Annotated in this window: 9 protein-coding genes; 1 reads left to right on the top strand and 8 read right to left on the bottom strand. The window is 47.6% G+C overall.

The genetic code is table 11. The features are described 5' to 3' along the window. Positions 1-76: 76 nt before the first annotated feature. Positions 77-3,913: an autotransporter-associated beta strand repeat-containing protein gene (locus L6468_RS10230; RefSeq protein ID WP_237793165.1), complete on the top strand. Its 3,837-nt coding sequence runs from the start codon at positions 77-79 to the stop codon at positions 3,911-3,913. A gap of 172 nt (positions 3,914-4,085) precedes the next feature. Here the strand turns inward: L6468_RS10230 and aroC are convergent, their stop codons facing one another. From aroC to L6468_RS10190, 8 genes are all read right to left on the bottom strand, one after another. After that, complete coding sequence (gene aroC, locus L6468_RS10225; RefSeq protein ID WP_091818001.1) at positions 4,086-5,165, bottom strand: chorismate synthase; 1,080 nt, start codon at positions 5,163-5,165, stop codon at positions 4,086-4,088. Positions 5,166-5,204: 39 nt separating this feature from the next. Beyond that, positions 5,205-5,801: an FKBP-type peptidyl-prolyl cis-trans isomerase gene (locus L6468_RS10220; RefSeq protein ID WP_091852935.1), complete on the bottom strand. Its 597-nt coding sequence runs from the start codon at positions 5,799-5,801 to the stop codon at positions 5,205-5,207. 128 nt (positions 5,802-5,929) lie between these two features. Next, positions 5,930-6,289: a hypothetical protein gene (locus tag L6468_RS10215; protein ID WP_091818007.1), complete on the bottom strand. Its 360-nt coding sequence runs from the start codon at positions 6,287-6,289 to the stop codon at positions 5,930-5,932. Between the two features lie 251 nt (positions 6,290-6,540). Beyond that, a complete protein-coding gene (locus L6468_RS10210) occupies positions 6,541-7,170 on the bottom strand; it encodes a DedA family protein (RefSeq protein WP_237793164.1) in 630 nt (209 codons plus the stop codon). A gap of 48 nt (positions 7,171-7,218) precedes the next feature. Next, positions 7,219-8,673, bottom strand: coding sequence for a tetratricopeptide repeat protein (locus tag L6468_RS10205; protein ID WP_237793163.1), 1,455 nt, complete (start codon positions 8,671-8,673; stop codon positions 7,219-7,221). Then, on the bottom strand, positions 8,673-10,469 hold the full coding sequence (locus L6468_RS10200; RefSeq protein WP_237793162.1) for a glutamine--tRNA ligase/YqeY domain fusion protein: 1,797 nt from the start codon (positions 10,467-10,469) through the stop codon (positions 8,673-8,675). The genes L6468_RS10205 and L6468_RS10200 overlap by 1 nt, the downstream gene beginning before the upstream one ends. Positions 10,470-10,549: 80 nt before the next feature. Further along, entirely contained in the window at positions 10,550-11,575 is a 1,026-nt protein-coding gene (mltG, locus tag L6468_RS10195) for an endolytic transglycosylase MltG (protein WP_091818056.1), read from the bottom strand. Between the two features lie 21 nt (positions 11,576-11,596). Next, a complete protein-coding gene (locus L6468_RS10190) occupies positions 11,597-13,096 on the bottom strand; it encodes a DUF4301 family protein (RefSeq protein WP_237793161.1) in 1,500 nt (499 codons plus the stop codon). Positions 13,097-13,103: the final 7 nt, after the last annotated feature.

The raw sequence follows: 13,103 nt of genomic DNA, 5'->3' as shown, positions 1-13,103 counted from the left end.
AAAAGAGGTATATGGAGAAAATATCGTAATTTTGCCGCAAATATTCAACTAAAACTAAAAAATATCAATAAAAAAAATGAAACCTAACAAGTTATTTGTGAGCCTTGCATTGTCGACCATGTGCCTGACTGTAAGTGCCCAGCAACTCGCTTTCCCTGGTGCTCAAGGATTTGGCCGTTTTGCTACTGGTGGACGAATGGGAAGTGTGTATCATGTGACAAACCTTAACGATTCTGGTACTGGTTCTCTGCGTGATGCAGTGAGTAAACCAAATAGAATTGTCGTATTTGATGTATCCGGTGTGATACGTATTAATTCACGTCTGGTATTCTCCAAAAACCTTTATGTTGCAGGTCAGACGGCTCCGGGTGAAGGCATTACCGTTTATGGTGATGGTACAAGTTTCTCGGCAGCCGATAATATCATCGTACGTTATATGCGCTTCCGTATGGGTGCTGTAGGCACAAAGGATAAGGATGCAGGTGGTATTGCCAATGGTCAGAACATGATTTTTGATCATTGCTCGTTCTCGTGGGGACAAGATGAGAATTTCTCTATAAACTGGGACAACAAGGGAACGGCTCCGCAGAACATCACGCTGATGAACTCTATTGTTGGTCAGGGCTTGATGACTCACTCTGCTGGTGGTCTGATGCAGGCTGACAATATCACGCTTTATCGTGTTTTACTCGTAGACAACTCCACTCGTAACTTCAAGGTGAAGGGTACGAACCAATATGTCAATAACTTGGTCTATAACTGGAAAAACTATGCTTATAATATGGGCGGTGACTCTCAGGGAAGCAGTTATGTGAACATAGAGAACAACCTCTTTATTAATGGACCTGCTGTGGGAGGTGATGCCTTGACGGGGGGTAATAGCGATTTTCATTTCTATGGCAACGATAACTGGCAGGATAAAAATCGTGATGGTATGTTGAATCCCACGCTGTTTACTGGTACTGGTGGCGGCGACAAGGTGAGCACACCATACGCTTATCCGGAACTGGAGAAATGGGCTGGCAATGAACTGATAGAAAAACTGCTGCCTGAGGTGGGTGCCTCTTTGCCTTATCGTGATCTGGCCGACTGTTATATGGTGGACGAGGTGCTGTCGTTTGGTACAAAAGGAAAGCTCATTACAAATGAGAATGAACTGCCAATCGGTGTGCCTACCACATGGAGTTGGTTTAAAGGCACAAAGCCTGTTGATACTGATGGCGACGGTATGCCTGATGCATGGGAAGATGCTAACGGCACGGATAAGACCAAAAACGATGCGATGACGATAGCCGACAATGGTTATGCCAATATTGAGAACTATATCAATAGCATCGGTAAGGATAATCGTCAGTTCTTCCTGCGCGCTCCCTTGTTGCTGGAGCTCTCTTCTGCAACGACGAATAGTCTGACACTTTCGTGGGCCGATTACAGCGATAACGAAGATGGCTTTATAGTAGAGTTGCAGAAAGACGGTGCTTTCGTAGAAATGGGTCGTACGACTGATGCACAGTTTATCATTCAGAATGCTGGGTTGGAAGCAGGAAAGCCTTATATCGTACGTGTTTGTGCCTATAAAGGTGAGGAGAGGTCGGCTTATACAGCAGAACTTACCGTGAAGACGCGTCCAGAACAGGTGGATATCATTGATGTGGAGACCTTTACTGGTACAGGTGATGGTGAGTGGCTGATTAATCCCGTAAACGATGAGACTGTCACGCTTAGTGAGGCTACACCGAAGACGGCTGTTGTTGTGAAGAGTGATGCTAACGTGACGTTGAACGGTGCAGGCTATATTAGTGGTACAGCTTCTTTGAACAAGGCTGGTAAGGGAACGCTGGCCATCGCTTCAGATCAGCAATATGAGGGCGCTACCGTACTGCACGACGGCGTTTATGAGTTCTCTTCACTGAAGAACGGTGGTGTTGCCAGCGGACTTGGTATGAGTCAGGAGTTCGCTCAGAACTGGGTGATGGATGGTGGCGTCTATAAGTATACAGGTGCTTCTACCTCTACCAATCGTTCTGCAAAGCTTTATAGTGATACTGAGTTGAACATTGCAAAGAGTGGGGCCGTTGTGACAATGAGTGGAAGTCTCGAAGGACAAGGTAACCTGATTATCGATGGTGAAGGCCAGATTTCTGTTGCAACGAATAATACGAAATTCTTCAAATTCGATGGTGACGTGGTTTTGAATGGTGGTACTCTGGTACTTGAAGGGGAGAATACATCAAAGGCAGGTCTTGGAACAGCTGGCAAACTCGTTATGGCTGGTGGACAGTTTATTACGCATAGTGAAAACGACAAGAACCCCAAGTACACCTTCCCCATTGAGGCAAAGGCAGGTACTACATCGAAAATCTCATTCTATCGCAATTGTGAGATGGCTAATAAAGTGAGCGGAAGTGGTACGCTGGAATGGGAAGTATTCTGGGTACGTGAATATCTTGAAGGCAATTGGGATGACTTCACAGGTCGTGTCATAGTAAAAGGAACGGCTTCTGCCGGAAATAGTCAGTTTGCACCGTATAATGGTACTGGTATCAAAAACGGTACTATTACTTTGAAAGGTACGGCACAGATTGTCTCGAAAAAGAATCAAGCGACTTTGTACCTTGGAGGTCTGTCAGGTGATGCAGGCACTTATCTATCTGGTTTTGATGTGAAGAATGCTGGCAGCGGAACATGGATTGTAGGTACGGCTAATACGAACGAGACGTTTAAGGGAATCATTGATGATCGTGCTCAAGGTGGAAAAATTGGTAAGACCAGCATTGTGAAGCAAGGTACTGGTGAATGGCGCCTTACTGGCAAGAATATCTATAGTGGTACGACGCAAGTGCAGGCAGGTACACTCATCGTTAACGGACAGCATACTGGCACGGGAGCCATTACAGTTTCGGCTGGTGCCACATTAGCTGGTAAAGGCACTCTGGCTGCTGCTGTAACAGTCAATGGTACGCTGATGGTGGGCGACACACTGGCTTCTGATAAAGGCCTGACATTCAGTGGTGGACTGAAGCTAGGTAGTGCCGCCATTTTGAAGTTGAACGAGGCAATGCAGGACAAGACCTACTATGCTGGTGACGAGATAAAGGTATTCACAGGAACGGCTACTGGTACCTTTGCTCAGATTCTTCCTGCTACTCCTGGAGAAGGACAGACTTGGGACACATCTGAACTTTATACAAGCGGTGTCTTGAAGGTAGTTGGTGGTTCTGAGAAACCTGACGACCCAACTCCAGACCCTGAGCCTGTAGGTGAGACAAAGAAGGTTTGTTTGGCTTGGGGTAATATGTCTCGGCAACCTAGTGATGCTGCTTGTACCAAATTGGAAGGCGCTGAGGCTTCTCCATCTAATAATATTGGATTCAGTATGAACTATACCTCTGCTATAGATAAGACTTACAGCAAGGGGGATAAAATGACCTATGAGTTTGATGGAATCAGTCGTACAGGTATCAAACTCTCTAATGGCGCACAAAATGTTATCCATGTGCCTGAAGGCTTCAAGGTGACGAAATTAACGCTTTGGAGTGTGGTTGGTACTAATAGCAGTAGTCGCACTAGTTATTGGAAAGAGGTAGCTGGGAAAAACTACACAGAGGCAGATGCCCAGATTCTTGATCTGACTGCTACGACGTCAGCTCCAAACAAGGCTGAGTTCGTGTTGAATAGCGTACAGGATGAGGTTACTTTTACTAATACAGGCGAGCAACAGTCTGTCATCGTTGTGTTGGAATACCATACGGGAGGCACCTCTGGTATTAGTAGCGTGCTCGACGGAACGCCCGTCAGTGTGGAGTTCTTCACACTCTCAGGTGAACGTGTCAGTAGGCCAGATAAAGGAATCTACATCATGCGGGCTACAACAGCAAGTGGTAAGACTTCTTCGAGAAAAGTGATGTATTAATAAGAAATAAGGGCTGGCAATCGCCAGCCCTTAACCAACACAAAAACTAAACTAGACTTAACTAAAGCATATTCGGATTTTCACAAACCCTTATAGCGATTGCAAAGATAAACAAAAAAATCCATTCGACAATGGATTTTTCTGTTTATTTTGCATTTTGAGAGAATATTTCCTAATTTTTATATGCCGATAAGCATAAATAATTGTCTAAAATAACCATTGCTGCCATTGCCTCTACAACAGGGACTGCTCTTGGCAAAACGCATGGATCATGACGTCCTTGAGCTGTAAATGTGGTGGGATTTCCTTCTAAGTCAACAGTGTCTTGAGGGCGGAGTAGGGTAGCCACGGGTTTAAATGCCACGCGGAAATAAATATCCTGTCCGTTGCTGATGCCCCCCTGAATGCCCCCACTGTGGTTGGTGAGCGTGGTCACGGGCGAACCGTGCCCCACAGTGAAGCGGTCGTTTTGTTCTGACCCACGCTGAGTGACGCCGGCAAAGCCTTCACCGTATTCAAAGCCCTTAACGGCATTGATACCCAGCATGGCACTGCCCAACTGAGCGTGAAGCTTATCGAATTCGGGCTCGCCAAGACCTACCGGACAGCCTTTGATAACACAGGTTATGACTCCGCCGATGGTATCGCCCTCAGCCTTCACCTGTTCTATTAATGCTGCCATCTCTTCTGCTTTCTTGGCGTCAGGACAGCGCACGGCATTGGTCTCAGTCTGTGAGAGGTCGTATTGGCGGTAGTCACGCTCCAAGGTGATTGAACCTACTTGAGAGGTATAGGCCTGAATACTGATGCCCAACTGACGAAGGGCCAGTTTGGCCAGTGCTCCACCAACGACACGACTAATGGTGATGCGGGCAGAAGAACGGCCTCCACCACGATGGTCGCGCACACCATATTTGTTATAATAGGTGAAATCGGCATGCGAAGGACGGAACAGCGTACGCAGGTTCTCGTAATCCTGCGAGTGCTGATTCTCATTGCGTACGATGAAGCCTATTGGACATCCTGTGCTCTTGCCTTCAAACACACCACTGAGCAGCTCAACTTTATCTGCCTCCTTTCGTGATGTTGTCAGCTTGCTTTGTCCAGGGCGACGTCTGTTCAACTCACTCTGAATAAAATCCATATCAATGTCGATGCCTGCCGGCATGCCATCAATCACTCCTCCTACGGCGGCACCATGGCTCTCGCCGAAGGTGGTCAGTGTAAATAGTTTCCCAAACGTATTGCCCATAGTTATTGTTATTATCTCGTTATCACGACATTTCGTCTCTTAGTGGTGGCAATGTCCGCAGCCACCGCCGCCGCATTCGTGGTCGTCACCACAGTCACCGCCACAGTCACCACCGCAACTGCCGCAACCACCACATTCATGGCTCATCTGTGCAATCAGTTTCTGGATCTCTTCGGCAGTAGCCTCGCGATTCTCTAGAATAGCACCGGTAAACTGCAGGGTTTCGCCTGCCAAGGGGTGGTTGGCATCCAGTGTCACACCGTCTTCCTCTACCTTGGTGACGCGCACCATGAAGTGCTGGCCTTCCTCGTTCTTCATCGTGATGACTGCACCGGGGAAGATGTTGGCGCTGTCAAACTTACCGTCGATAACAAATTCCTCACGGGGAAGTTTGTGAACACCCTCAGCAAAATACTCGCCAAAAGCTTCAGCGGGAGCCAGGGTAAAGTCGAATTTCTCGCCTTTTTGCATGTTGACAATGCGCTGTTCAAAACTGTCGAGAGAGAAACCAAACCCACTGATGAAAGTGAATGGGCGTCCCTGCTCTGTCTGTTCTACCAGGTTCTTTGAACCGTCTTTGTCTATGGAGTAGAGCTGATAACTTACGGAGATGTAATTGTTTTGTTTGTTGTCCATTTTAGTCTATTTATTATTTTCTGCGCAAAGGTACAAATAATTTGTGGAAAAGCGTCCAAAAAACATGAAAAAAGGATGCCAAATTGCATGACATCCTCATCATAAAGTGAATTTCGATTTAGTTCTTCTTATTTCAGACCGCGATTGGTCAGTGTGGTGTTCAGCAGTGTCAGATATTTCTTGTACTGCTTCTCGTCCAGGATGAATCCCATGTAGCGAACATCCTTCTTAACTGCCTGATCAACCAGAGCTTTACGTTCTGTGCTGTGTGCATTAGCAGCCAGCATCATCTCGTTGCAGAATGCAGTGTGAATATCCTGCACAGCTTCCATCTGGTCTGTAGTCAAATCCAAAGTAACAGCCAGCTTACGCATATTGACTGTCATATCGTAGGCCTCTGCACTGTTCAGTGTGCTGTTGTTCTCGTTCTCAGCGAATGCCATTGTCATTGTGAACATGGCTACTACCATCAAAACAATCTTCTTCATACTCTTTTTCCTTTCTTTTCTTTACTCGGGACCTTGAGTTTTTTATGTTATCCTTTTAAATTTTTAATGTTAATGTTTAATTTCTTTCGGTCCCTACCTTACTAATTAATGTGTTGTTATCCTAACGTCATCAGGATTTTGTTCCTTTTGACGATGCAAAGGTACGACGATTTTTTAAACTGACAATGGATTTTTGTCTGTTGTGTGCGATAACAGCCCTTATTTTTGATACAAATCAAAAAGATGAGGGATTATTTGCTGCTTTTTGCCTTGATGATATTTTTTACCACTATATATATAATAGCAAGGGCAACGATGCCTAAAATGACTGCAATGATATAGTGATTATACTGTTTGATGGTATCTTCAAGCTCATTTTCAGGTACGATGGCATGCAGATACCAACCCAATCCGGCGAGGATGGCATGCCAGGCACCGGCACCTATTGTGGTATAGAGCAGGAATTTCCAGTAAGTCATGCGTGCCAACCCTGCAGGAATGCTAATCAGATGACGGATGCCTGGCACCAGTCGGCCTGTCAGTGTTGCTGCAACACCGTGGTTGTCGAAGTAGCGTTCGCTCTTCTCCACCTTCTCCTGGTTCAGGAGACATAGCTTGCCCCATTTGCTGTTGGCAAACTTATAGATGACGGGGCGTCCTACGTAGAGCGCCACGAAATAATTGATGGAAGCACCCAGGTCAGCTCCGATCGTTGCAAAGAGTACAACGAGGAAGATGTTCAGTTCACCACTGGCCGAATGATAGGCAGCAGGAGCAACGACGAGTTCTGATGGTACAGGAATAACTGTACTTTCCAGTAGCATGAGTAGCAGTATGGTACCGTAGTTCAGATTTCCGAGTAGGGTGCTTATCCAATTCATATCTTTTATTCTTAATTCTTAATATTCAATATTTTGTGGCAACGTTCATTATTCCCTGTCTAACTTGTCTTTGATATAATGATAATAGTTCTCTGGCTTGATATCTTCAGGGAATAAGTTTCCTACAGCTATTCTGCATTCCATAGGATTCACTTCACATGCTTTCTTCAGGTAGCTGAGAAATTCTTCGTTTTTTTTCAGTTCGTAGCAACACAAGGCCATGTAGGCATAGCCCTCGGTGTTTTTGCCTTCTTCTTCCTCGTCGTAATGGGTCAGGAATCTTTGTAGGAATGCATATGCGCCTTCCACATAGCGATTATCATGGAATGACACGATAACGCGTAACATTGTCTGTTTACGTGAGTCACTCATTCTTATTGCTTTGCCGAAAGCTTCTTTTGCCTCATCCAGTTTTTCTGCAGTCAGAAAAATATGTCCTCTGATGAGTAGAATCTGTACAAGGTCGTACTCCATAGCCTCTGCTTGATCTAAAACCTCCAACGCTTTGTCGGGCTCTTTGTTCTCCGCATAGGCAAAAGCCAGTTCCTGGTAGATATCCCAGAAATAAGACGAGTCTTTTGTTGTGATAGCCTGTGCTTTCTTCAAGACTTCTATAGCCTCTTGCAGTTTCAGCATGTTGATGAGGCATGTTCCTTCGTGGAGTAGGGCAAACTCATCATCGGGCTCCAGTTCCAAATAACGTTGATAGTATTTCAGCGCTTCCTCGAAGTTGTTCAGACGCAGCAGTCCGTTGGCTTTGGTGATGAATCCTTCCGGATCTTCAGGTTCCAGGGCGATGGCATATTCACTGCTTTGAATAGCTCCGCTATAGTCTTCGTTCATGAATTGTGCCGATGCCAGTGCGTTCCAGTATTTCTTGGAGAACGGATCTTTGTCGATGAGCTCATTGAAGATACGTTTGCCGTCCTCGTATTTGCCCATTTCTACAAAGGCCTTGGCCAGGATTTCCTTGAATTCAGTAGAGTTCTTTACATTGGGGTCGTTGGGATTGCCTCTTGTTACCCACTGTATCACCTTTTCTGGCAACCTCCAGTCCATGAAGATATTTGCCGCATCGACTATGAAATCCTGTTGCTCGTCAGACGGCAGGTCACGGAAATTCTCCTCAAGATATTCTTCCGCCTCTTCTATATTTCCTTCACTGATAAGGATCTCTGCGCGGTCGAAAATATAGTCAGGCGATTCCTTGTCAATCATCTGTTCCAGCAGCTCCCACGCCTTCTGTGGGTCGTTCTGTTGAAACAGCGCCTCATGAATGCGATAGGTGAGGGGAGACGAGGAACCAGGTGAAAGACTCAGGGCAAGACTGATGGCCTCTTCCGCCTTATCCTTCTCGCCTGTGTATTGGTAGTAGTCAGCGATATCCACCAAATCGTCAGCATCCATAAACACAGGTTCTCCTGCGTTTATGGATGTTTCGTAAATATCGAGGAGTTTATGAAACTCCTCACTGTCGAAATAGTTATCTCCTGTATTCGTCATTATTTCTTCCATGTATCCTTCAAGCCTACGGTCTTGTTGAATACAGGCTTTTCAGGTGTAGAGTCTGGATCAACGTTGAAGTAGCCTATACGCTGGAACTGCAGATAGCTCAGTGCAGGCAGTTTTGCTGCGAAAGGCTCAATATAGCAGTCGGTAAGGATATGTAGGTTGTCGGGGTTCATCATCTGACGCAATGCATCAGCACCCTTGATACCTTCCTCTTCCTCCAGACGCTTCAACTCGTCGCGTGGGTTTTCCATTTTCCATAGACGCTCGTAGAGACGCACCTCTGCTTTTACGGCGTTGTGACAACTTACCCAGTGCAGTGTCTTACCCTTAATCTTGCGGTTAGCGCCAGGCAGCCCACTGCGTGTCTCGGGATCGTAGGTACAGTAGATGGTGGTCACCTTTCCGTCAGCATCCTTGTCGCAGGGATGTTCCTCGTCACACTTGATGATATAAGCGTTCTTCAGACGCACCTCCTTGCCGGGAGCCAGGCGCATGAACTTCTTCTCGGCCACCTCCATGAAGTCGTCGCGTTCAATCCAGATTTCGCGGCTGAACTCTACATCATGTGTGCCATCAGCCTCGTTTTCAGGGTTGTTGATAGCGGTGAGCATTTCCTGCTGACCTTCTGGATAGTTGGTGATGACTACTTTTACGGGGTCGAGCACGGCGCTGACACGCAGGGCACGCGTATTCAAATCATCGCGCAGCGCACTCTCGAAGAGCGCCATATCGTTGAGCGCGTCAATCTTTGTGTAGCCAATCTTCTCCATGAAGTTCTTAATGCCTTCTGGAGAATAGCCGCGACGACGGAAACCGCAGATTGTCGGCATGCGGGGGTCATCCCATCCGTTGACCAGTCCTTCGCTGACCAGTGTGCGCAGGTTGCGCTTTGACAGCAGGATATAGTTCAAGTTCAACTTGTTAAACTCTGTCTGACGGGGACCCTCAAAGTCTGCAAACTTGTTACCCATATTTTCCAGACAACCCAGTTTCTGGGGATTCTCCAGCGTGCCCAGCCATTCCTTCATCCAACCAACAAAGAGGTCGTATAAGGGGCGGTGCTCCACAAATTCCAGTGTACACCAAGAGTGTGTGACACCCTCAAGAAAGTCGCACTGTCCGTGCGTGAAATCGTACATAGGGTAAGCGTTCCACTTATCGCCCGTCTTCACGTGAGGGATATTCAGCACGCGATAGATCAGAGGGTCGCGGAACAGCATATTGGGGTGAGCCATGTCAATCTTGGCGCGCAGCACCATCTTTCCTGGCTCGCACTTGCCGCTGTTCATGAATTCAAACAGTTTCAGACTCTCTTCCACAGGACGGTCGCGATAAGGCGAGTTTGTACCAGGGCTGGTCGTGGTACCCTTCTGCTGGGCAATCACTTCAGCGCTCTGTTCATCTACGTATGCACGTCCCTGCTTGATGAGCCATACGGCAAAGTCCCACAATTCCTGGAAATAGTCACTGGCATAATAGACATGTGCCCAGTCATATCCCAGCCATTTGATATCCTGTTCGATATTCTCGATAAATTCGGTATCTTCCTTCACTGGGTTGGTATCGTCGAAGCGCAGATTGCATTCGCCGCCATATTTTTTAGCCAGCCCGAAGTCGATGGCAATGGCCTTAGCATGACCAATGTGCAGATAGCCGTTAGGCTCTGGTGGAAAACGCGTCTGCATGCGTCCACCGTTCTTTCCTTCTGCCAAGTCATCTTTTACCATCTGTTCTACGAAGCTGAGGCTTTTCTTCTCCTCGCCTTCGTTCTGTATCATTTCTGCCATATAATCTTTTTCTTGTGTTTTTTATTTTTGAGACTGCAAAGGTACAAAATAATTCTTAAATCTTAAATCTTAATTCATAATTATTTTATCCCTCGCTCGTTAAGTGCTTTCGCATAGCGTGCCGCATTATTGAGATGCTCCTGATAGCTGGTGGCGAAATTATGCGTGCCCGAGAAGTCCTCCTTGGCACACATATATATATAGGTGTGAGCCACGCGGTTGAGCACAGCGTCGATACCCTGAATGGAAGCCACCTTGATAGGGCCGGGAGGCAGTCCTGTGTTCTTGTAGGTGTTATAGGGACTGTTCACCTCCAGGTGGTTATGATAGATGCGTTTCAGGGCGAAGTCCTTCAGGGCGAATTTCACCGTTGGGTCGGCCTGAAGCGGCATGCCAATTTTCAGTCGGTTCAGATACATCCCTGCAATCATGGGCTTCTCGGCATTGTTGGCCGTCTCCTCGTCGATGATGCTGGCCAGTGTGCACACCTCGTCTGTCGATAATCCCAGTTCCCTGGCTTTCTGCTTGCGCTCTTCCGTCCAGAACTTATCGTGCTCGCTCATCATGCGCTGCATCAGCTTATCCATGCTGGTGTTCCAATAGACCTCATACGTGTTGGGTACGAAGATACTGGCGATGGTGCAGGTGTCGTAGCCCAACTGTTCACAGAAATCCTCATCGGTCAGTGCCTGCGCTATGCTGGTGCTGTCGAGCATCAGTTTCTTTGATAGGCGTGCAGCCATCTGTTCCATGGTGCGACATTCCGGGATGGTCAGCATCACGGGCTCCTGTCGGCCGTTTCTCATCATACGAAACACGCTGACGGTATTCATGCCAGGTTCTATGGCATAGCGTCCCGAACGGATATGCCCGTCGTAGTCGTAATGACGTGCCAGCGTGCGAAATCCTGTGAGGGCGCTGTGTGATGCCAGTGGCTCCAGTTTTGCATATACCGAGTCTGCCGTATCGTCCTCATCGATGTAGACATACTGCTTATTGTCCTGTGAGGCAAAAGCAGAGAAGAAATAGTTGTAGCCTATAGCCACGATTCCTGCCAAGCAGATAGTGGCAGGAATCAGGTAGTATTTGGCTGTGTATTTTTTCATTCTTTTCTTTTTTTCAAACATTTATTGGTGCTGATCGCGCAGCAGGTCGTTAACCGTCTTAACGGGGTTGAACGTGCCCAGAGGCACCTCAACGAAGATGGTTGACCAGTCGCTCATGGCGCCGTTCCACAACCCAGGCAATTCCAGTGCTTTCAGTTCCTTTCCCCCCTTTGACTTGGAAGAGATGAATCCTGTGGTCTTATCCACGAAATCGGGCAAGTTGAAAGGCTGTCCCTTGTAGTCCTTCACGGCACATACCAGGTCAACGGGGTTGAAGTGAGTGCCCTGTGTGAACATCTTCATGTATTCCGCATTGTTGGTATCTATCTGACTGCTCTCCAAGATCTGCAGTGATACCGTGCCGTCCTGATTATAGGTGAGGAACGGGCCGCCACCAGGTTCGCCCACATTTTTCACCACGCCACACACACGCATGGGGCGGTTCAGTTTGCGACGCAGGTACTCGGCATCCACCTTGCTATTCTTAGGATTGGTGCAGAGGTTCTTTTCTACGAATTGGGCAATCTGGGCGATTTGGGCATCTGATGGGTTACCGTCGAGGATACGCAGGTATTCGAAGGCCTGCTTCTGCAGACTCACCAGTACACCGGCGATGACCTGCTTCCATTCCACGGTCTCAGGCTTCAGACGGTCGGGCACCACGTTGTCGATATTCTTGATGAAGATAACGTCAGCCTCAATCTCGTTCAGGTTCTCGATGAGCGCACCGTGACCGCCCGGACGGAACAGCAATGAACCGTCGGCCTCGCGGAATGGCGTGTTGTCGGGATTAGCGGCAACTGTATCTGTTGAGGGCTTCTGTTCAGAGAATGTGATATCATACTTGATGCCGTATTTCTGTGCGAAGCCATCGGCCTTCTCTGCCACCTTTGCCTTGAAGAACTCCAGGTGGTCGTGACTCACGGTGAAGTGTACGTGAGCCTCGCCCTTTGAAGCGGCATAGAGTGCGCCCTCCACGAGGTGCTCCTCCATGGGCGTACGGGCACCCTCTGCGTATTTATGGAACAGCAACATACCCTTTGGCAGCTGACCGTAGTTCAGTCCCTCAGCCTTCAGCATGTTGGCAGCCACAGCCTTATAGTTGCCTTCTGCCATCAGAGCCTTGATACCTTTGCCCTCGTTTTTCACGCAGACAGCATCCAGCGCCTCGTAGAAGGCAAACTTCTCAATGTCGTTGAAATATTTTTTCTCGAAATCGGTGGTAGGCACGTCATAGTCGGCATCCACGAATGCAAACATATTCTTGAACATACGACTGGCGGCGCCACTGGCAGGTACGAACTTCACGATACGCTTACCTGCAGCCTTATAGTCCTCCCAGGCTTTCACGTACTGTTGACGCTCGCTCTCGTTGGGGGCTACGATGCCGTTACCTACTGCAGCTGCTGCTTCCAATTTCAGGAAGGGGAAGCCTGTTTCAAACTCCTTCAACTGTGTCTCGATCTGCTCTTTCGTGATACCACGCTGAGCAATCTGTTTGAGGTCTTTTTCTGATAGCATAACTTTG

Source organism: Prevotella communis (assembly GCF_022024115.1).
Classification (GTDB): Bacteria; Bacteroidota; Bacteroidia; order Bacteroidales; family Bacteroidaceae; genus Prevotella; species Prevotella communis.
Note: the sequence above shows the minus strand (reverse complement) of the source record. Positions and strands in the feature narration are given on the sequence as shown.